16 protein-coding genes are annotated in these 19782 nt (G+C 67.7%); 3 read left to right on the forward strand and 13 right to left on the reverse strand.

What is annotated here, in order from left to right; genetic code table 11:
* From AB0I38_RS02770 to AB0I38_RS02780, 3 genes are all read right to left on the reverse strand, one after another.
* The coding region (locus AB0I38_RS02770; RefSeq protein WP_358460821.1) for a DNA glycosylase AlkZ-like family protein at nt 1-564 on the reverse strand (564 nt) is incomplete at its 3' end.
* Nucleotides 554-1216: a TetR/AcrR family transcriptional regulator gene (locus tag AB0I38_RS02775; protein WP_358460823.1), complete on the reverse strand. Its 663-nt coding sequence runs from the start codon at nt 1214-1216 to the stop codon at nt 554-556. The genes AB0I38_RS02770 and AB0I38_RS02775, both read right to left, overlap by 11 nt.
* 73 nt (nt 1217-1289) lie before the next feature.
* Nucleotides 1290-2708, reverse strand: coding sequence for a S28 family serine protease (locus AB0I38_RS02780; RefSeq protein WP_358460826.1), 1419 nt, complete (start codon nt 2706-2708; stop codon nt 1290-1292).
* A 174-nt stretch (nt 2709-2882) separates the two neighbouring features.
* Here AB0I38_RS02780 and AB0I38_RS02785 point away from each other — a divergent pair, with 174 nt between their 5' ends.
* Nucleotides 2883-4457, forward strand: a complete 1575-nt coding sequence (locus tag AB0I38_RS02785; protein WP_358460829.1) for an ABC-F family ATP-binding cassette domain-containing protein — start codon at nt 2883-2885, stop codon at nt 4455-4457.
* A 144-nt stretch (nt 4458-4601) separates the two neighbouring features.
* On the opposite strand, the gene AB0I38_RS02790 is transcribed toward AB0I38_RS02785, so the two are convergent.
* The 10 genes from AB0I38_RS02790 to AB0I38_RS02835 all read right to left on the reverse strand — a co-directional run bounded on the left by AB0I38_RS02790 (nt 4602) and on the right by AB0I38_RS02835 (nt 17026).
* Nucleotides 4602-5327: an aldolase/citrate lyase family protein gene (locus AB0I38_RS02790; RefSeq protein WP_358460832.1), complete on the reverse strand. Its 726-nt coding sequence runs from the start codon at nt 5325-5327 to the stop codon at nt 4602-4604.
* Nucleotides 5328-5499: 172 nt separating this feature from the next.
* Nucleotides 5500-7113: a N,N-dimethylformamidase beta subunit family domain-containing protein gene (locus AB0I38_RS02795; RefSeq protein ID WP_358460835.1), complete on the reverse strand. Its 1614-nt coding sequence runs from the start codon at nt 7111-7113 to the stop codon at nt 5500-5502.
* A gap of 61 nt (nt 7114-7174) precedes the next feature.
* Nucleotides 7175-8350, reverse strand: coding sequence for an NAD(P)/FAD-dependent oxidoreductase (locus AB0I38_RS02800; protein WP_358460838.1), 1176 nt, complete (start codon nt 8348-8350; stop codon nt 7175-7177).
* 87 nt (nt 8351-8437) lie between these two features.
* Nucleotides 8438-9934 (reverse strand): aldehyde dehydrogenase, encoded by a 1497-nt coding sequence (locus tag AB0I38_RS02805; protein ID WP_358460841.1) that lies wholly within the window; start codon nt 9932-9934, stop codon nt 8438-8440.
* Between the two features lie 74 nt (nt 9935-10008).
* A complete protein-coding gene (locus AB0I38_RS02810; protein WP_358460844.1) occupies nt 10009-11064 on the reverse strand; it encodes an ABC transporter ATP-binding protein in 1056 nt (351 codons plus the stop codon).
* A complete protein-coding gene (locus AB0I38_RS02815) occupies nt 11061-12041 on the reverse strand; it encodes an ABC transporter ATP-binding protein (RefSeq protein WP_358460847.1) in 981 nt (326 codons plus the stop codon). Before AB0I38_RS02815 ends, AB0I38_RS02810 begins: the two co-directional genes overlap by 4 nt.
* Entirely contained in the window at nt 12038-12970 is a 933-nt protein-coding gene (locus AB0I38_RS02820; protein WP_358460849.1) for an ABC transporter permease, read from the reverse strand. Before AB0I38_RS02820 ends, AB0I38_RS02815 begins: the two co-directional genes overlap by 4 nt.
* Nucleotides 12967-13938, reverse strand: coding sequence for an ABC transporter permease (locus AB0I38_RS02825; RefSeq protein WP_358462234.1), 972 nt, complete (start codon nt 13936-13938; stop codon nt 12967-12969). The genes AB0I38_RS02820 and AB0I38_RS02825 overlap by 4 nt, the downstream gene beginning before the upstream one ends.
* Nucleotides 13939-13959: 21 nt before the next feature.
* The gene (locus AB0I38_RS02830) at nt 13960-15684 is read right to left on the reverse strand and encodes an ABC transporter substrate-binding protein (protein WP_358460852.1); all 1725 of its coding nucleotides are present in this window, start codon (nt 15682-15684) and stop codon (nt 13960-13962) included.
* Between the two features lie 79 nt (nt 15685-15763).
* Nucleotides 15764-17026 carry a pyridoxal phosphate-dependent decarboxylase family protein gene (locus tag AB0I38_RS02835; protein ID WP_358460855.1) on the reverse strand — a complete coding sequence of 421 codons (1263 nt, stop codon included), beginning with the start codon at nt 17024-17026 and terminating at the stop codon, nt 15764-15766.
* A 174-nt stretch (nt 17027-17200) separates the two neighbouring features.
* Here AB0I38_RS02835 and ureA point away from each other — a divergent pair, with 174 nt between their 5' ends.
* Together ureA and AB0I38_RS02845 are read left to right on the forward strand one after the other, a co-directional pair.
* The gene (ureA, locus tag AB0I38_RS02840; RefSeq protein ID WP_358460858.1) at nt 17201-17896 is read left to right on the forward strand and encodes an urease subunit gamma; all 696 of its coding nucleotides are present in this window, start codon (nt 17201-17203) and stop codon (nt 17894-17896) included.
* 58 nt (nt 17897-17954) lie between these two features.
* Entirely contained in the window at nt 17955-19637 is a 1683-nt protein-coding gene (locus AB0I38_RS02845; RefSeq protein WP_358460861.1) for an urease subunit alpha, read from the forward strand.
* The last annotated feature ends 145 nt before the right edge of the window (nt 19638-19782 follow it).

Below are 19782 nucleotides of genomic sequence, written 5' to 3' on the forward strand. Positions count from 1 at the left end.
CGTGCCAAGTACCCCCGCGCCCGAAACAAGGCCGAAGGCGAACATCACCAGACCCCGGGCAATCGCGGTCGGCCGGAACGCCCACCCGCCTCCGCGGCCCACACAGAACAGAACGCTCACAGAACAGAACGCGACCGAACACGGAGAACCACTGACCGACCTAGACGAACCGAACGTCGCGCCGAGCCCCGCCAGGCTCGGCGAAGCCCTCGGCCCGTACCTCCTCCTGCTGTGAGGCGGACAACGAGGCCGGAGCCGCGTGACGACCTCACGCAACCCGGTCAGCCCCGACCAGGCCTGCACGTCGGCGACGGTGGCCGGCCCGAAGGCGGCCAGGTAGCGCAGCACCAGCCGCGACATCGACGGCTCGGGATGCGGGCTCGCGCCCCAGCCACGACTCAAGGCCGGCGTACGCGGTCTGCCCCGACTTGCCCCACACGGCGCGCGGCGGCACCTGCACCAGCGGCGCCGGCAACCGCACCGCCTGTGACGGGTCACCGGGGAAGAGCGCGGCCAGCCGCTCCCCCAGCCTGGCGGCGGGCTTGACGGGTGATCAGCGGCCACTCCTGGTGGTCATGCCGTCGAGCAGGTAGCCGAGGCCGCGGGCGAAGGTCTCGTCCCAGTCGTGGTCGAGACCGTGGGCGGCCAGGGTCGGGTAGGCGGCGTGCCGGGCGCGGAGGTGGTCGCGCATCGCGGCGTCGGTGGCGTCGCGCTCGCGGGTCTGCATCGTGGCCGAGCCGGTGACGTACATGGACAGGCTGAAGGCGGCCGCGGCCAGGTCGGGCCCGGTGAATCCGGCTCCGGCCAGCGTGGCGTAGAGGAACTCGGTGCGGCTGAGCGCGTTGGGGCCCATCATCGGGCGGTCGAGCAGCCCGGTGGACCACGGGTGGCGGAGCATCGCGGCCCGCCAGGCGCCGGCCAGCTCACTCACCCGAGCCCGCCAGCCGCCCGGTTCCGAGAGGCCGGAGGGGCCGTCGGGCAGGGGCACCTCGCCGAACACCGCGTCGAGTGCCAAATCGAGCACGTCGTCCTTGGTCTTGACGTGCCAGTAAAGGGTGGTGGAGCCGGTGCCGAGCCGTTCGGCGAGGCGCCGCATCGTCAGCCGCGCCTCGCCTTCGGTGTCGAGCAGGGCCACGGCCTCGGCGACGATCCGGTCGAGGGTGAGCGTCTGGCGCTCCTGTCTTCGCGGTCGCAGCCACACGCTTTCGCCAGCCATGCGCCCGATCCTACGGCGGTGTACCGGATCGGCGATCCGGTACACCGCCGGTTCCGGCAGCGGATCAGGCGGATCAGAAGGTGTGACGGTCAGGGAGCATGTCGTCGTCGGGGATGGAGGGCGCGCTGCGCTGGTTCGCCTGGGTGCCGGTCACTCCGGCCCAGCGCAGCAGGGTGTCCGTGGCCGCCTGGCGCTCGGCCTCGGGCAGGCGCGAGATGTTCGCCCCGTGGTTGGCGCCGGGGGCGACGTACAGGTAGGAGTCGTTGCGGCTGGGCGTGAACCGCTCGGCGCTCCACGGGTCGTTCTGGCCGTAGACGAACATCATCCGGCTGGACTGCTTGCTCACCCAGTGGTCGACGTCCAGCATCGGGAGCGGGTTGTGGAAGGTGCGCAGCGCGGCGGGGATGACGGAGTTGGGCTGGTAGAGCCCGGGGTAGCGGGTCAGGCCGCGCAGGTGCTTGAACGTGAGCTCGGGCCAGCCGAGCTGGGCGGCCGCCTGGCGGTAGTAGGGGACGTAGTAGTCGATGCCCTGGTCGGTGTAGAAGGAGAATCCGGCGACGGTGTCGATCCAGTCGTAGATCTCGTCGTCGGTGGCCGTGGCGGGCGGCACGTCCGCGCAGTCGCTCTCGCTGGAGTACTGCCAGAAGGCCCACACCGAGTCGAGGACGGTCATCTCGAACGACCGGTCGGCGGTGCCGAGCGACTGGGTGAAGGTGTAGCCGTTCTGCGCGGCCTCGGCCTCGAATCTGGGCACCAGCCTGTCGCGCCGCTTGAGCGCCTCCTTCTGGACGTTGTCCAGCGCGGTGCGGCAGGCCGCGTCGCTCACGTTCGCGAAGAACTCGTCGTAGGCGCGGTCGGCGGGGTTGACCCGGTCGTTGGGCGCGACGTAGGCGACCACGCCGTCGACGTCGCCGGGGTAGAAGCGGCGGTGGTAGACCGAGGTCATGCCGCCCTTGCTGGCGCCGGTCTGGATCCACTTGCCGCTGTAGACGGTCTTGAGGGCTGAGACGATGCGGTGCTCGTCGCTCGCCTCCTGCCAGATGTCGAGCTTGCTCCAGTCGGCCGGGTCGGGGCGTGAGCTGCGGAAGAACCGGTGCTCGACGGAGACCTGGTTGGCGCCGAGCAGCCGCGTCGGCTCGGTCTGGGAGGCGCTCGGGTTGACGGGCAGGCCGTAGCCGTTGGTGTAGAGCACCACGGGAGCGTCGTCGGACCGGTGCAGCAGGGTGAAACGCTGCTGGTACGTGCCCTTGCCGGGGTGGCGGTGGTCCACCGGCTGGGTGAGGGTGAGGACGAAGAAGCGGAAGCCGCTCGGCTGGGTCTCGGAGACGACGGTCAGGCCGGGAATGGCGTTGAGCTTGGCCAGCAGGGCGTCCTCGGCCGTCGTGGCGGAGGCGGCGAGAGGTGCGGCGGCCGAGGCCGGCTGGGCGACGGCGCCGGTGGTGAGTAACGCGAGAGTGAGGGCGGCAGGGAGCAGCCGGGTGCGCGTGGACATGATTCTCCTGGAGGGCATCAGGGTGATCGTCTTACGAGTCAGATGTCCTACTTATATCGATCTGCCGGTTCTGGCGCGACCCTCAAGCGATCAACGCGCCGGGCCCCTGTCTTCGCCGGGGTCGCATGATAAAACGTTGTACGGATACCGGATCGATGGTCTAGTACTGGAACAATGAGCCATATCGAGGTCAGCGAGCTGACGTACCTGCTGCCCGACGGGCGGCCGCTGCTGGACAGGGTGTCGTTCCGGGTCGGCGACGGAGGCAAGGCGGCGCTGGTCGGGCCGAACGGCGCGGGCAAGACCACGCTGCTGCGGCTGATCGCCGGAGAGCTGGAGCCCGCCTCGGGACGGGTGACCGCGTCCGGCGGGGTCGGCGTGATGCGGCAGTTCCTGGGCCCGGGCACGGTCGCCGACCTGCTGCTGGCCGTCGCGCCGGGCCCGGTCAGGCGGGCCGCCGCCACGCTGGCCCGGGCCGAGGCGGCCATCGCCGAACGCGACGACGAGCCGGCCCAGCTCGCCTACGCGCAGGCCCTCAGCGACTACGCCGACACCGGTGGCTACGAGCTGGAGGTGGTCTGGGACGTGTGCGCCACGCAGGCGCTCGGCCTGCCGTACGAGCAGGTCAGGCACCGGCCGCTCGGCACGCTGTCGGGCGGCGAGCAGAAGCGGCTCATGCTGCGCGCGCTGCTGCGCGGGCCCGACCCGGTGCTGCTGCTCGACGAGCCCGACAACGCCCTGGACGTGCCGGCCAAGCAGTGGCTGGAGCGCGAGCTGCGGGCCAGCGCCAAGACCGTGCTGCTGGTCTCGCACGACCGGAGGCTGCTCGCCGAGACGGCCGACCGGATCGTGACGGTCGAGTCGCGCCGCGTGTGGGTGCACGGCGGGGGCTTCGCCGGTTACGGGCAGGCGCGACAGGACCGCGTGCGGCGGCTGGAGGAGCTGCGCCGCCGCTGGGACGACGAGCACGCCAGGCTGCGCGACCTGGTGCACGTGCTGCGCCAGCGCTCCACCCGCAACGACGCGCTGGCCACGGCCTACCAGGCGGCGCTCACCCGGCTCGACAGGTTCGAGCGGGCAGGCCCGCCCGAGCGCGTCCCCCGCCGCCAGAACATCCGCGTCCGGCTGCGCGGCGGCCGCACCGGCAAGCGCGCCGTCACGTGCGAGCGGCTGCGGCTCACGGGCCTGCTGGACGCCTTCGACACCGAGATCTGGTACGGCGAGCGGGTCGCGGTCCTCGGACTCAACGGCACCGGCAAGTCGCACTTCCTGCGCCTGCTGGCCGGGGAGCCGATCGAGCACACCGGGCTGGCCCGGCTGGGCGCCCGGGTCTCGGCGGGCCTGTTCGCCCAGACCCACACCCGTCCCGACCTGCACGGCCGTACGGTCGCCGAGATCGTCATGACCGACCACCGGCTGGCCCGCGACGACGCCATGGCCGCGCTGGCCCGCTACGAGCTGGCCCCCGCCGGAGGCCAGTGCTTCGAGACGTTGTCGGGCGGGCAGCAGGCGCGGCTGCAGATTTTGCTGCTGGAGCTGTCGGGCGCGACCCTGCTGCTGCTCGACGAGCCCACCGACAACCTCGACCTGGCCGGCGCGGAGGCGTTGCAGCAGGGGCTGGCCGCGTTCGAGGGCACGGTGCTGGCGGTCACCCACGACCGCTGGTTCGCCGCCGACTTCGACCGTTACCTGATCTTCACGGCGGACGGGCGGGTGCTGGAGGGCGCCGAGCCCCGCTGGGACCGCTGAGCCGCCGCAGCGGCAGCCGCTCGTGATCACGTCATACAGACGTGATCACGAGCGGCTGCCGTCGTCAGACCTGCTTCCGATCACACGATCGCATTGACCCATCCCGCGTCCGCACTGGTCATGCGACGAATGGCGGTGGCCGTACTAGCGACGTTCAAGGCGGGAGGCGGCTGACCGTGCGAGGTGGCGAGGTAGGTGCAGATCCCAATACCAAGCGCACCGCGTGGCACCGGCTGTCCACACCGATTCGACGTCAGACGGTTCGGGCACTCCCCAGCCGAAGCTGACTCCAGATTGGCGGAAAGTCTCAACTATTTCCCGGACGAAGTCCTCGAATCCCGCCTTGTCACCGAACTCGCGGACATAGTCATCGAACAGATCCTTGTGGCCAATCCAATAGCTTGAGAGATGGTCAGTGGCAATGATCTGAGGCAGGGCCCGCACCGCGTCCAACGTTTCCACGATCATGCTGATCTGGGGCTGCCTGTCGTATCTCGCGCCCCACGCGCTGGCCGGTATGACCTGCCGAGGTCGTTCTCCCCGAGGGGGATAGGTCAGGCACGTCCATGCGCGTTTTATCTCTTCTACGGTGCGAACGCGGGGCAATACGATCTCGTCGAAGCCCATGTTCGCGAACGTGACAAGCGAGTCCGGGTCGATCGCCGGAACACGGATAAGGGTGCTCACGCCGCGCCCGGAGAGCCGGTGCACGACGTGGCTAGCCGCGATGGCGGACAGACCGGTGTACTCTGCGTCAAGCCACAGAAAGTCCATTCCAGCCTCGGCGACCGAATCGATCAGAATCGGGTCAGAGGACGAAGTCAGTAAGCCCAACTGGCGGGAGCGGACCTCGTTCACGACCTCAGCCATTGTCGGACGCTCCGGTACCCGGCCAGCCGCGTCGCGCGCCGGTCACGAGACTCAAAGAACTCATCCCCGTTGAGAAATCCATTTTTCGAACTATCTCCATTCCTGATCGCTGATAGTGACCAGCATCGTTCTCGGTAATGCCGCGGCCGATCGACCCGCGACTGAGCCACCCTCAGCCCGCCTCGGCTGATGGCGCACGAGCCTCGCCGGCACCGTCCTCGGCGCCGGGCCGACGAGACGCTCCACCCAACCGCGTCATCAGGTTGCGAGTGATGGCGACGATGATCGGGTCGCGGCCCTCGATGCCGTGGCCCCAGTCGGTGCAGCCGGATGTGAAGACCGTGCCGCCGCGCGTGTACATGCCCATGACGGCGTTTCCATGCCCGATCGCACGCACTCGCGGCTCCATCTCCGACTCCGGGGTGACGCGTGGATCGACGCCGAACACGCGCCACTGCGTGTATCCCAGGTCGGACAGGTCGCCGTCGACCCCCGAGTTCGTAGGCGGCAGATCCTCATTCGCCCACAGGCGCGCCGGCGACGTCGCGAGGATCTCGAAGCTCTCGGGCGTGCCGTCGCGGTGCGTCGGCACCGGCAGCCCGTCTTCACCGTAGGTGAGCTCACAGCCGTCGGCCTCGTACCCGATCACGCCGTACTCGGCGCCGATCAAGTCGCCGTAGCGGACGTCCGTGCCCTCGAAGATCCAGTGGTCCGGCCGCCAGACGAGGTAGCCGCCTGGCCCACGCGCGACGCCGTGGCCTGCGCGCACATAGCCACCATGGGTGAAGCTGACGCCGGTGAGCTGGTTCTCGGGCCGCCCCACGACGCTGTCCGACCACATGCCGCTCTGCCGTTCGGTACCGCGAAGCGGGTCCTCTCGTGGTGCCGCGTACTTGTACGAGACCATCACGCGACCCTCATCCTCGAAACGCACCTGCCAGAAGACGGCGTTGCCGGTCAGGAACATGACGTTGCCGCCGCCGGTGATGAACTCCTCCATGGAGTCACGCATGGCCCATGACCAGTACTCGTCATGGCCGACGCTCACCACCAACTGCCGGCCGTCGAGCACCTCGGGCCGGAACTCCAGGTCCGAGCTCACCGCGAAGTCGAGCTCGATCCCCTCTTCCTCTGCCCAGGTGATGAATGGCCGCTCCCACTGGTAGAAGCCGGCCCCGTAACACCACCCGGACAGGCGATGCGCGTCGACCGTCGCGCGTTGCGTACGGAACGCCGGGTCGAAGGTGCCCATCGCCGTCGCCGCCCGCAGTCGCAGGTCAGGTGGACGCGTCAGGAAGCCGGGTGCGAACGGCCGCTCGAACGAAACGTGCGAACCGCCCGTGTAAAGACTCCGGCTGTGGTTCCAGTCGTTGTACGCGTTGTACGTGGTGTCGGTGAGCAAGAGCAGGATCGGTGGGCGCGGACGCTCGGGCGAGCTGCGCAAGACGAAGAACGCCGGGAGGTTGAGCTCGCGATCGTCCTTGCCCGGCCACGCGAACGACACCTCGTAGTAGCCGGGCCGCCAGTCCGGCGGCAGCACGAGTTCGAAGGAGGACGGCCAGCCGCATCCCCGCGCGCCCACGTCCGCGGGGATCTCACGCTGGTGTCCCTCGATCCCCTCGGCCGTCCACACGACCTCACGCGTGCGTCCACAGCGGGCGATCTCGATGTCGAAGGAGGGCACATCGGCGGTGCAGTGGACGGTGAGCGTCTCGCCCGGTGCGTAGCTTCGCCCGCCCGCGTAGCCCTCGACCGCGGCGCGAAGCATGTTGCCTGGAGATTGCATCTTCTACCTTCCATTCGTCGCCGTCACCGCCCGTCCGGTCAAGGACGGGCGGTGCACGCGATTATGAGAGGAACCGGGCGGGATCGAGGAGGCTCGCGTCACAGGATGTCCGCAGCCATCGCCCATGGACGACGAGGTCGCGGATCAACTCGCCGGTCACCGCGGCCAGGTGGATGCCGCGGTGGGTGTGACCGGTGGCCAGGAACACGCCTTCGCGACCCGGCACCGGGCCGATGATCGGCCTGGTGTCGCGCGAGAGCGGCCGAATACCCGTGATCTGCTGTCCGACCGTGGCGAACTCGATGGTGGGCAGAACTTCGATCGCCCGTGCCAGGAGTTCGGCGCGCGCCTCGGGGGTCGGCGCCGGGTGCGGTTCGGCGATCGCGGCGCCCTGGTCGACGATCCAGTTGTCGCGATCATCGAAGTCGCGGCCGCCCGTGCTCCCGATGCTGAGGTAGCCGTCCAGGCGGCTGATGAGATGACCACGACGAGGAGTCGAGAGCAGCACCTGCAGCGGCGGGGACGGCCAGCGCAGCATCAACCGCTCGCCCCGAAGCGGCCGGACCGGCACCTGGTAGTCGAACCAGTTCGACGCGACGGCCGCCGAGGCGCCCATCGCAAGGACGACGTTGTCGCAGGAGATCGTCCCCTGGCTGTGACGTACGCCCGTCACTCGGTCGCCGCTCCACTCGAGGCCCGTCGCCACTCCGGGAACGAACGTCGCGCCGAATCGCTCGGCCGATCGCATGAAAGCCTGCGACAGAACGTCCGCCGGGACCTGGATCGCCTCCGGCTCCAGGGCGGCACCGCGGACCTCGCCACTGATCCGAGGCTCGATCGACCGCACTTCGTCCGGCGTCAGCCACCGGGTGTTCATGACCTCCGACTGCCAGGTCAGGTCGGCCCGGACCTGCGTCTCTTCCTCGTCGTCGATCGCCAGCCGGAGAGCCGGGCGGCACTGGAAGCCCGTGGTGATTCCCGAGAGGTCCTCGAGGACGGGAACGATCTCCTTCGTCGAGTAGTGCCCCTGCACGCCCCAGCGTAGGTAGTCCGCGTCGTTGAAGTCGGCGGAGATGGAGTACATCGCTCCAGTCGCGCAGGTCGAGGACCCGGAGGCCACCCGATCCTGCTCGAGGACCATGACCCGCATCCCCGCTGCCGCCAGATGAAAGGCACACGAGGTGCCAACTGCCCCGGCGCCGACGATCACGACGTCAGGGTTCCCGTATTCCACCACTTGCCAACTCCGATCAGGTAGTCGATCTCAGTAGTATACTGGTGGTACTCGATTAGTATATTAGCAGAGTATGGACGCCTGAACCAGTCAGGAGCGGAGCACGAACGGGTCGTCCGCCGGACCTTCGCCGGTGTTGATCCAGACACTCTTGAGCCGGGTGTACTCACCGATCGCGTGCGTGCCCTGCTCGATTCCCATGCCGCTGTTCTTGAAGCCCGACCGTGGGGACATCGGCGACGTCGACCGATAGGTGTTGACCCACACCGTGCCGGCCACCAGCCGCGACGCGACCCGATGAGCGCGAGCCAGGTCGCGGGTCCACACTCCGGCCGCAAGGCCGAAACTCGTGTCGTTCGCCAGGGCGAGCACCTCGTCCTCGGTGTCGAACGGCATGATCGCCACGACCGGCCCGAAGATCTCCTCCTGGCACACACGCATGCCGTTGTCGGCGTCGACGAAGACGGTCGGCTCGAAGAAGAACCCGTCGAGGCCGTCCACCGACGCTCGGCCTCCGCCGGTGACCACGCGAGCTCCCTCGGCGACGCCGAGCGCGACGTATTTCTCCACCCGGCCGCGCTGAGCGGCGGTCGCGAGCGGCCCGAGTTGCGTCGTGGGATCCAGCGGGTCCCCGAGGCGGATCGCCTGGGCGCGCGCGCGGACCTGCGCGACTATCTCGTCGTAGACCGGGCGTTGCGCGAATACCCTGCTGCCCGCGACACAGGTCTGGCCGGCCGCCGCGAAGATGCCCGCCACGATGCCGACGGACGCGTTGTCGATGTCGGCATCGGCGAAGACGATGTTGGGTGACTTACCGCCCAGCTCAAGGGTGGTTCCCACGAAGCGGCGCCCGCAGTCGCCGGCGATCGCCGACCCGGTCTCGGTGCTGCCGGTGAAGGACACCTTGGCGACCAGCGGATGCTCGACCAGCGCCCTGCCGGCCTCGTTGCCGTGCCCGGTCACCACGTTGACGACGCCGGGCGGGAACCCGGCTTCGGCGAACAGCGGTGCCAGCCGCAGCAGGGAGGCCGACGTGTGCTCGGATGGCTTGACCACCACGGTGTTACCCGAGGCGAGAGCGGGAGCGAGCTTGGTGGCCGTGAGCAGCAGTGGCGAGTTCCATGGCGTGATCGCGACCACGACACCCAGGGGTTCACGCAAGGTGTAGTTGAGGATGTCACGGTGCGAACCTGGAATGGTCTCACCGTGGATCTTGTCGGCGAGTCCGGCGTAGTAGTGGAAGTACTCGGGCAGGCTGGCGAGTTGCGCCCGCATCTCGGTGAGCAGCTTGCCGTTGTCGAGCGTCTCGGTCCGGGCCAGATCCTCACCGTGTTCGGCGATGAGTTCCGCCAGCCGCCGCAGCAGCGCGCCTCGCCTGGTCTGTGTGACGTCGCGCCACGCCGGGTCGCGGAATGCGGCGTGGGCGGCCCGGACGGCGGCGTCCGCGTCGACGGCGTCACCACGAGCGGCGTAGTACCACGCGCGACCCGTCGTCGGGTTCACGCTCTCGACGTAGTCGCCGCGGTTCGGCGCGCGCCACGATCCAGCGATGTAATGGTCATGGCGGGGAAACGCTCTCTCGGTCACCGTCCACCTCCTCAAAGTCGCGTTCTCGTGGCCGGCAGTGGGTGTGGTGCCTCCGACGACAGGAGACGGCGGACCTAGTCAGGCCTGCTGCCGTCCTTGGCGATGGTCGCCTCGCCCGACGATCCGGCCCGCGTGAGCGGCACGTCACCCGGCGGAGCGTGGCCCGGCTCGAAAGCACGGATGCAGGCCACCCGGTGAGCGTCCGCGCCCCGGTCCGCTGTCAGCGTCTCGAGCGCCGGATCCGTCCGCGCGCAGGATTCCTGTGCCAGCGGACACCGCGGGCGGAAGCGACAGCCCGAAGGGAGGTCGAGAAGGTCCGGCGGCTCCCCTGGAAGGATCGGACGAGCCACGTCCCGTGACCGGTCCGGGTTCGGCACCGCCGCCAGCAGAGCTCGGGTGTAGGGGTGCGTCGGCGAACGGAGAACCGCCTCGGGACTGCCTTCCTCCACGAGCCTCCCGGCGTACATGACCGCCACGCGATCCGCGTAATGCGCAGCGGTGACGAGGTCATGGGTGATCATCAGGATCGCCAGGCCGGCGTCGCGGAGGTCCGCGAACAGGCGGAGCACTCCGGCGCGCAGAGACACATCGAGCATCGACACCGGCTCGTCGGCGATCAGTACCAGCGGATGAAGGACGATCGCCGCCGCGATCGCCACCCGTTGCAGCTGGCCGCCCGACAGTTCGTGCGGGTAGCGGTCCACGTACGTCTCGGCGTTCGGGATTCCGGCACGTGCCAGGGCCTCGATCACCAGAGCGCGCCGGGCCGGCGCGCCTCCGCCGACTCGGTGGACGAGCAGGGGTTCGGCCACCACCTCGCCGACCGTGCAACGCGGGTCCAGGGCCTCGTAGGGATCTTGACAGATCAGTTGGATCGAGCGGAGGATCTCACGGCGGCTGTGCCCGCGAGCCTGGACCAGGTCGGCGCCGGCCACCCTCACCGTGCCGGCCGCAGGTTTGACGAGTCCCACGGCCGCGAGTGCGGTCGAGGTCTTCCCGCAGCCCGACTCGCCGACCACGGCCACCAGCTCACCGCTGCGGACCGTCATGGAGAGCCCGTCCACGACCTGCTTGGCCCCGTATCGCACGGCCAGCTCGTCGATCTCAAGCGCTGGGGTCTTGGTCATCATGGCCGGACCTTGGAGGCCGAGTCGTACAGATGACAGCGAGCCCGTTGCATGCCGGAACCGACGGGCCAGAAATGCGGAGCCGAGGAGGCGCAGGGGTCGAAGTGGCGCGGACATCGAGCCACGAAGCCGCAGCCGGGGACCGCGCCACCGGCCGCAGGAGGAGTTCCCGCGATCGACACGAGTTCCCGGTCGCGATGGGCGAGGCTGGGGCTCGCCGCGATCAAGAGCTGGGTGTACGGATGCGCGGGGTCGTGGTACAGGGTGTCGATCTCCGCGGTCTCGACCACCTCACCGGCGTACATCACCGCGGCCCGGTCACAGACCTCACCGATCACGCCCATGTCGTGCGACACGAGGACGAGTGCCGCACCGAGCTCCGCGCAGGCGCGTTCGAGAGCCGTGAGCACCTGTGCCTGCACGATCACGTCGAGCGCCGTCGTCGGCTCGTCGGCCAGCAACACCCGGGGCTGGCACACCACCGCCATGGCGATCGCCACGCGCTGGCGCATGCCGCCGGACAGCTCATGTGGATAGCGTCCGGCGACATCCGCGCGGAGGCCCACAAGCTCGAGTACGTCTGAGACGCGGCGCTTCACGGGCAGCTCGGATTCACCGACCATCCGGCCCGCGGCCTCGGCGATCTGCCGGCCGACCGTTTGGACGGGGTTGAGGGCGTTCATCGCACTCTGGAACACGACAGCGATATCCCGCCAGCGATGCGCACGAACGCTCCGCTCCCCGTCCCCCAGGATGTCGACCCCGTCGACCAGAACGTCGCCGGCCACCGAAGCCCGGTCGGACAGGAGTCCCATGAGTGCCATGAGCGTCGTCGTCTTGCCACAGCCGGACTCACCGATCAGGCCGAACCGTTCGCCGCTCTGCACTGTGAAGGAAACGTCCCTGACCAAGTGCAGGTCACGCCCCCCGGAACGCAGCCGGACGTTCAGACCTCTGACCTCCAAGCAAGGCGCAGTCACCGTGATCTCCCTGCAGCGTGCTGCCTGCGGAACGACCGCAGACCCAGATGGGACACTTCTAGCCGCGGATTCATGTGCTGTTCGAGCCGTCTTCCCAGCACTGTCGTCATGAGCACCACCAGCCCGATGGCCAGGCCCGGGGGCAGCAGTACCCACCAGGCTCCCGCGTTCGTCGCTCCACGCTGGAACGCGTCGGCGATCATCTGACCCCACGAGGTGGTGTTGCTGTCGGCCAGCCCCAAGAAGCGGAGCGCGGCCTCGAAGAAGATCGCGTGTCCGATGGCAAGCGCGGTGCTCGCCGCGAGCAACGGGCCGACCTGCGGCAGCACGTGTCGTATGAGCGTCCGTGCGTGGCTGGAGCCCATCGCTCGCGCTCGCCGGACGAACAAGCGCTCACGAACACTTTTGGCTTGTGCCCGCACGACCCGCGCGGTGCTCTGCCACGACAACAACCCGATGATGAGGATGGTGTTGACCAGGTGGGTACCGTACAGCGCCGCGATGATGATCATCACCGGAAGAACCGGGATCACGAGGAAGAAGTCGGTGACCCGCATCAGCATCTGCTCGAGCCACCCGCCGAAGTAACCACTCAGGAGACCGACCAGTCCGCCGACCAGGACCGTGATGGCCCCCGCGCAGACGCCGACCAGAAGAGAGATCCGCGCACCCCAGGTCAGCTCGGCCAGCACGTCGGCGCCACCGTCGTCCAGGCCCAGCAGGTGCTCACCCGACGGGGCGGCGTACGATTCCCCCACCTGGAGGCCCGACCCGGCCGGGAAGATCAGCGGTGCCAGGGCGGCGATCACTCCCAGCGCGAGCAACACCGCCAGCCCGAGGGCGAAGCCCGGGTTTCGCCGCGCTCCGCGCCAGAGCGCCTTCCCGCGCCGTGCGCCGCGCGCCGTGCGGGCACCATGGCTCTCGGTCACCGTGCCCCTCCCATCCTGCGCACCCTCGGGTCGAGAAGTCCGTACGTGGCATCGGCCAGCAGGTTGGAAAGCACGACCGAGACGGTGAACACGAGGAATGCTCCCTGCATCATCGGATAGTCACGCGCGACGATGGAGTCGTAGATCGTGCGCCCGATCCCGGGCCACGAGAAGACCACCTCGACGAGGATCGCGCCGCCGACCATCGCACCCACCGAGAGCCCGATCAGGGCGACGGTCGGCAACAGCGCGTTGCGGAGGACGTGACGGCGAACGACGTATCCCGCACCGAAGCCTTTGGCTCTCGCCGTGAGGACATAGTCGTCACTCAGTGTCTCGACCACCGACGAGCGCGTGACGAGCACGTACTGGCCGAACATGACCAGAGCCATGGTCAGTGATGGAAGGATCATATGAACTGCGACATCGGCGATCCGCTCGCCCAGCGAGGGGTCGATGAGGAATTCGTCGGTCATCCCCCCGGCGGGCAACCAGCCCGACAGCAGGAACAACAGAACCAGCCCTATCCACTGTGCCGGTAGCGAGTACATGAACGTGGCGAACCCGACCGAGGCATGGTCCAGTGGCCCGCCGCGGTGCGCGCCGGCCAGGACGCCAAGCGTGATGCCGATGACGATCGCCAACAGAACTCCGAGCATGACCATCGGCAACGTGTTCCCGATGGCGTCCACGAGGTTGCCGCGGACCGGCTGCTTGTTGACGAAGGAAACACCCAGGTTGCCTTGGCCCAGCTGTTCCAGATAGCGGAAATATTGCACGAGGATCGGGCGATCGAGCCCGAACTCGCGATTGAGCTGCTCCTGGAGGGCAACGCTGCCTTGCGGGACGCGGCTGAGTTGCGCGGTGGGGTTTCCAGGGGCCAGACGGAAGAGGAAGAAGTTGAACGTGATCGCTGCCCAGACCAGCACCGCCGCACTCAGGATGCGGCGTACGATCGCGCTGCCCATGTTCGTCACTGGTGCCAACACCTAGGCTGGGCGGATGTCAGTGAACTGATCGCGCGAGATCGCGTTGAACGGCCCGAAGCCAGACATGTGATAGCCGGTGAACTTCGAGCCCGAGGCGGAGAGCGCATCGACATAGCACAGGGCCAGCATCGCGCGGGCATCGAAGAACATGCGCTGCATCCGGTAAACCATCTCCCGCCGAGCCGCCGCGTCAAGCGTGGCGTTCTGCTCGACGTAGAGACGGTCATACTCGGGATCGCTGTAATGACAGTTGTTGAAGCCGCCGATCGAATCCGTCACGAAGTGATCGAGCACCGCCGACGGGTCCGGGGAGGCGGGTAAGAATCCCCAGACGGCCACATCGTTGGTGAGGTACTTGCCATCGGGTGCGCTGATGGCATCGATCATCGCGCTCGCGTCCAGTGCGCGGGAGGTCACCTTCACACCGACCTGCTCCCAGCCGCTGCTGATGATCTGCACGATCCGGCTGCCACCTGCGAGGCCGCTGGCGAGGTTGACGGTGTACGACATCGGCTCCGAGTCGGCGACCCGAATTCCGTCGGGCCCACGCTTGTAGCCGAGGTCGTCCAAGATTTTGTTCGCCGCCGCGACATCGAAGGGGTCGGGCGTGATGCTCGAGTCATGCCAGTCCCCCATTGCCGGGTAGACGAGCGAGCTGCCCGGCCGGCCCATCGCGAACAGCACCACCTTCACGATGCGTTCGCGATCGATCGCCAGCGACAACGCCTTCCGTACCTTCGGGTCGAGCAGTTCCCGATGTTTCGTCTTCTTGGGATTGACGTTGAAGTACAGGTTGTTCATGACGAACCCGGGCGCTTGCTCGACCTTGATGTTCTTGGTCCGCAGCTTGTCCACGCCGGCCCCCACCGCGCTGGGCGAAAGCAGAGCCACCGCGTCGATCTGACTGGTCTCCAGCGCTTTGAGCATCGCGTCCGGCGAACCGAAGGTCAGGAAGCCGAGGGTGGTGATCGACTGCTTGGCGCCGTACCAATCCCGGTGCTCTTTGAGCAGAACGATCTGCTTCGGCGTGTACTTCTCCAGGACGAACTGCCCGCCGCACACGACCTTCTCGTCGAACGTGAAGCTCTTCAGGCCGGCACCGTCCCCGGCTGCCGGGGCCGTCCACACATGCTTGGGCAGGATCACCACGCGGGAGAGCAGTGCCAGCGCATTCGCGATCGGCTTGCTGTAGGTGACGACGAGTGTCTTGGCATCCTCGGCGACCGCCTTGGTTATCCCCACGACGTACTGAGCGAGCAGTGCGGCAGCCGAACTCTTCAGGCGCACGAGGGTGTTGATCGTGAACTCGACATCCTCCGCGGTGATCGGCTTGGCATCTGACCACTTGCCGTTGGTACGGAGCGTGAAGGTGATCTCCTTGCCGTCATCGCTGACCGCGTATCTCTCCGCCAGATCAGGTTTGAGGGTGAACTCACTGCCTTCCTGACGTGTCAACGTGGGAAACATGAGGTGCGTCGCGATGACGGCGGCGGCGCTCTGTTGCACGAAGGGGTTGAGCGAATCCATCTCGGAGGTCAGGCCGATGCGCAAGGTGTCCTTGGCCTCGCCGGATTCCGATCCTTCACCGCACGCCGCGAGCAGTGCCGGCAGACCGGCCAGCGCGAGGCCGCCGACGCCCATTCTGAACAGCAGTGCTCGGCGAGTGAATCCCTCGCCACCGGGCGAGGCCGTTCCCGCGACGCCCCTTGTTCGATCGTCAAACATGTGATTGCCTCCACTCACTGAGCAGGCTGCCGCTCGTTGGTAGGTCGAGTCGTTCCAACCTGACCTTGTGATGGTCGTGTCAGGTGTATCTGAGGTCGCCGCGCTCGTTCAGTTCTCCGGCTGAGACGCGACCGGTGACGTCGACCAGGTCGGCGATGAACTCGGCCACCAGTTCGTCATCGACCGCGTCGCACGTCAGGTGGAGCAACTCCGGGTGCCTGACACCGAACAGCGACCAGCCACGACTGGCCAGACCCTGCCCGACCACCTTGATGTCGAGTTCGGCTGACCCGATCGTCACGAGCGAGAGCTCGCTTCCGACCGAATGAAGTTCGGGGATCTGCTCGATGGCGGCCAGGATCTGATCACGCACCGACATCGTTCTCTGGGCCGTACGCAGGTATCCCTCGTGGCCAAGGAAACGCATCACTGCCCAAGCCCCCGCTACCGCTCCCCCTGGGCGCGATCCGACGAAGGCATCCGTCTTGTACGGACCGTTCGACCACTCCTCGGTGGCGAATCCTTGGTAGCGCCTGCGCTCCTCGTCGGCGTAGAACAAAGCCGAGCACGGTTTGGGGGCGTATCCATACTTGTGCAGGTCCAGGCTGACCGAACAGACCCCCTCGTGCTCGAATGCGAATTCAGGCACCGCATATCCGAGCTCTCGCACGAAAGGAGTGAGGCAGCCACCGACGCAGGCGTCGACGTGCAGCCATAGGTCGCGTTTTCTCGCCAGCGCCGCGACCTTGCCGATCGGGTCGTACACGCCATGCGGCCACGCCGGCGCAGAGGCGATCAGCCCCACCGTGCGGTCGGTGATGGCGGCCTCCATCGCCTCCAGGTCGACGCGGTACTCCCCATCCAGAGGAACTCGCACAAGCCGGACGCCCAGGTAATGGCATGACTTCGTGAAAGAGGCGTGCGCGGAGAACGGCGCGATTATCTCGGGTTCCACTCCCGGTCGATGCTCTCGTGCCCACTCTCGTATGGAGTGCACCGCGTTGAAAAGGCTGTCCGTTCCACCCGAGGTCAACACGCCGCATTCGGGGGTCGTGGACAATAGAGAGGCCCAACCGGACAGTAGTTCTTGCTGCATCAGGCCGATGCTCGGCAACATGCGAGCAAATAGACCGTTGTAGCTGAAGAACCGTTCGTATCCTCGGTGCGCCACATCTTGGATGTCGGCATTCCCGCGCAGCGAGAACATGCCGAACCTTCCTCGGCGTACGTCTGGATCTTGTGCGCGAAGGCCGTCGAGCATCGCCTCGACTTCGGCCATGGTCGCACCCAGCGGAGGAAAGTGATCTATCGCGACGGGGGCGAGGTTCTGGTCATCAACCATTTGCTAACTCCGATCCTGGTAATCACCGGAAGAGGTAGAATATTGGTGCGACGTCGCTAGTATGCCACAAGTATCGCTGGTGGACTAGAGCTTGATGAGGTAGGACCAGATGCCTGCTACAGAAATCGATTCCGACGAGGCCGCGGCGTTGGCCGCAGGTGGAGGGAGGCCGCTATGCGCTTGACCCCGAGTGAGCGTGATCGGCTGCTGCTGTTCACGGCGGCCGAACTTGCCCGGGCTCGCCGTGCACGCGGGCTTCGGCTGAACGTGCCGGAGGCCACCGCGCTCATCGCCGACGCGGTGTGCGAGGCGGCGCGTGATGGCGCCCGGCTCGCCGAAGCGGCCGGCGTCGGCCGCGCCGTCCTCACCGCGGCCGATGTGCTACCCGGCGTGGCGGATGTGCTCACCGAGGTCGCCGTCGAGGCCGTTTTCGACGACGGCACCCGCCTGGTGGTGGTCAACGAACCGATCCAGAGCGTGAGCCTCGCCGAGGAGGCGCCCGGCGCGATCACGGCCGGGGACGCTCCGCCACCGGTGCTCCGCGGGACCGTGACCGTGACCGTGACGAACACCGCCACGGTGCCGATCAGCGTCAGCTCGCACTTCCACTTCTTCGAGGTCAACCAGAAGCTGTCCTTCGACCGCGCGGCCGCCTATGGCTTCCGGGCCGCGATGCCTGCCGGGTCGACGATCCGGTTCGACGCGGGCCGGACGATCGACGTGGCGCTGACGCCGATCGCCGGCGCACGGGTCGCGATCGGCTTCGCCGGACTGGTCGATGGGCCGTTGGACGCGCCGGGCGCACCCGAGCGGGCGCTGCGACGCGCACGCGCGTTGGGCTACCTGGATAACGGATGGGACCGGACATGAGAAACGGCAAGCGGCTCCCCCGCGTTGTGGCGGCGCGCCTGACTCCGGCGGTGCGCCGATGAATCCGCTGAGCCCAGAGGAATACATCGCCTGCTACGGGCCGCGGCACGGCGACCGGATTCGCCTCGGCGACACCGGGCTCGTGGTCGAGGTCGAACACGACGCCTCCGAACCGGGTGAGGAGTTCGTCGTCGGATTCGGCAAGACCGCGAGGGACGGGATGCACCTGCTCGCCGCACCGGTCCACGCCACATGCGATCTTGTGATCAGCAACGTGGTCGTGATCGACCCGATGCTGGGCGTCCGCAAGGCGTCGATCGGCATCCGGGACGGGCGCATCGCCGGGATCGGCCGCGCCGGCAATCCGAACACCCTCGGCGGCGTGGACGTCGTGGTGGGCACCGGAACGGCGATCGTGCCGGGCGAGGGTCTGATCGCCACCGCGGGCGCGATCGACACGCACGTGCATCTGCTCTCACCGCGGATCATGGAGGCTTCCCTCGCCTCAGGCGTCACCACGATCATCGGCCAGGAGTTCGGCCCGGTCTGGGGAGTCGGGGTCAATTCGCCCTGGGCGCTACGGCATGCCTTCAACGCTTTCGACGCCTGGCCGGTGAACATCGGCTTCCTCGCCCGCGGCTCTTCCTCAGATCCCGCGCCGCTCGTCGAAGCTCTTGCTCAGGGTGGGGCGTGTGGATTCAAGGTGCACGAGGACCTGGGCGCGCATCCCCGGGCGCTGGACACCGCGCTGCGCGTAGCCGAGGAGCATGACGTGCAGGTGGCCCTGCACACCGACAGCCTCAACGAGGCCCTCTGCGTGGAGGACACCCTCGCGGTGCTGGCCGGGCGCACCATCCACGCCTTCCACATCGAGGGGTGCGGTGGTGGGCACGTCCCCAACGTGCTGCGCCTGGCCGGCGAGGCCAACATCATCGGCTCTTCGACCAACCCCACACTCCCCTTCGGGCGCGACTCGGTCGCCGAGCACTTCGACATGATCGCAGCCGTACATCTGCTCAACACCGAGTTGCCCGGCGACGCCGCGCTCGCCCGTGATCGCATCCGTGCCGGGACGATGGGCGCGGAAGACGTGCTGCACGACCTGGGAGTCATCCCGATCACCTCTTCCGACGCGCAGGGCATGGGTCGCGCCGGCGAGACGGTGCGGCGGACCTTCGCGATGGCCGCCAAGATGAAGGCCCAGCTCGGAGCCGAGAACCCGCGCCACGACAACGAGCGGGTCCTGCGCTACCTCGCCAAACTCACCGTCAACCCGGCCCTTGCCCACGGGCTGGCTCACGAGGTCGGCTCATTGGAGATCGGCATGCTCGCCGACATCGTGCTGTGGAAGCCCTCCTACTTCGCGGCCAAGCCCGAGCTGGTGCTCAAGGCGGGATTTCCCGCGTACGGCGTGACCGGTGATCCGAACGCGGCCATCGATCGCGCCCAACCGCTCGTGCTCGGCCCGCAGTTCGGCGCGCACGGCGCCACGCCGGCAGACCTGTCGGTGGCGTTCGTCAGCCAGGCGGCCGCTCAAGCCGGCAACGACGTCATGACCACCCGGCGTCGCCGCGTCGCCGTCCTCGGCACTCGAGGCATCGGGCCCGCAAGCATGATCCGCAACGACCGCCTCGGCGAGGTGCGTGTGCGACAAGACACCGGCCAGGTCACTCTCGATGGTGAGCTCATCGGCTCTGATCCAGCGGACACCGTGTCCTTGAGCCGGCTGTACTTCTTCTAACTCGTTGCAAGCTCCGTGATATCTTGGCGGTATCTATTCTTGGCGTCGACGATACATGAACGTGTCCTGTGTCGGATTGTCCTGATATCGCACACAGAGCGGCGCGTTCGTCGGTCTCGGCGGAGTTGACCCGTTTTAGTAAGGA

This window comes from Nonomuraea cavernae, assembly GCF_040655715.1.
In the GTDB taxonomy this organism is placed as follows: domain Bacteria; phylum Actinomycetota; class Actinomycetes; order Streptosporangiales; family Streptosporangiaceae; genus Nonomuraea; species Nonomuraea cavernae_A.

What these genes read in the sequence shown, in the direction of transcription:
- AB0I38_RS02780 (WP_358460826.1), bottom strand. Translation starts at nt 2,708, where the DNA reads ATGTCCACGCGCACCCGGCTGCTCCCTGCCGCCCTCACTCTCGCGTTA.
- AB0I38_RS02810 (WP_358460844.1), bottom strand. Translation starts at nt 11,064, where the DNA reads ATGATGACCAAGACCCCAGCGCTTGAGATCGACGAGCTGGCCGTGCGA.
- AB0I38_RS02845 (WP_358460861.1), top strand. Translation starts at nt 17,955, where the DNA reads ATGAATCCGCTGAGCCCAGAGGAATACATCGCCTGCTACGGGCCGCGG.
- AB0I38_RS02775 (WP_358460823.1), bottom strand. Translation starts at nt 1,216, where the DNA reads ATGGCTGGCGAAAGCGTGTGGCTGCGACCGCGAAGACAGGAGCGCCAG.
- AB0I38_RS02835 (WP_358460855.1), bottom strand. Translation starts at nt 17,026, where the DNA reads ATGGTTGATGACCAGAACCTCGCCCCCGTCGCGATAGATCACTTTCCT.
- AB0I38_RS02790 (WP_358460832.1), bottom strand. Translation starts at nt 5,327, where the DNA reads ATGGCTGAGGTCGTGAACGAGGTCCGCTCCCGCCAGTTGGGCTTACTG.
- AB0I38_RS02785 (WP_358460829.1), top strand. Translation starts at nt 2,883, where the DNA reads ATGAGCCATATCGAGGTCAGCGAGCTGACGTACCTGCTGCCCGACGGG.
- AB0I38_RS02825 (WP_358462234.1), bottom strand. Translation starts at nt 13,938, where the DNA reads ATGGGCAGCGCGATCGTACGCCGCATCCTGAGTGCGGCGGTGCTGGTC.
- AB0I38_RS02830 (WP_358460852.1), bottom strand. Translation starts at nt 15,684, where the DNA reads ATGTTTGACGATCGAACAAGGGGCGTCGCGGGAACGGCCTCGCCCGGT.
- ureA (WP_358460858.1), top strand. Translation starts at nt 17,201, where the DNA reads ATGCGCTTGACCCCGAGTGAGCGTGATCGGCTGCTGCTGTTCACGGCG.
- AB0I38_RS02795 (WP_358460835.1), bottom strand. Translation starts at nt 7,113, where the DNA reads ATGCAATCTCCAGGCAACATGCTTCGCGCCGCGGTCGAGGGCTACGCG.